Raw genomic sequence first — 578 nt, 5'->3', positions numbered from 1 at the left:
GGGAAGTGGTTCAGTTTCCGCACAAATAGAAGTTATGAAAAAAGCAACAGAAGTTCAAGACCAGCAAATTTTGAAAGTTATTGATAACGCAAATGAGCAATCACGGGAAGTCGCAGCTCAAAAGACAGGCGTTGGAAAGAACCTAAACATAACTGGTTAATCTCTTCTGCAAACTTAAAGCATGTGCTTTTTTGTGCATGCTTTTATAAAATATAAGCCTCATTAGAATTCTTTATCTTAGTCAAGGTTTTTTCATGATTTTATAGAGGAAGTTTATTTTTATGTGTAATATTGTAACGATAAATTAAATTATTTGTTCATAAAGTGCTTAATTAAGAGTTCTAGTTGACCCTCAATCTTGTTTAAGGTATTAAGTTCATCTGAATGAAGTCTATCGTTAGTAAATAAAACTTCAATCTTATCTTCACAGACCTTAATACGACTATTTTTCTTTGAGATGAAGACAGTAACTAGGATAATATTACGCCAATTCCAACAACAAGTGCAATTTCCACCTAAATTAGCTAGCTAATCTTTTACTCATTTCACTGAAAAACACTTCATACGGAGTTTTGTAT

It is taken from the genome of Sulfurimonas sp., assembly GCF_016744025.1.
Taxonomy (GTDB): Bacteria; Campylobacterota; Campylobacteria; order Campylobacterales; family Sulfurimonadaceae; genus Sulfurimonas.
The sequence above is the reverse complement of the archived record's forward strand: the minus strand, read 5'-3'. Positions refer to the sequence as shown.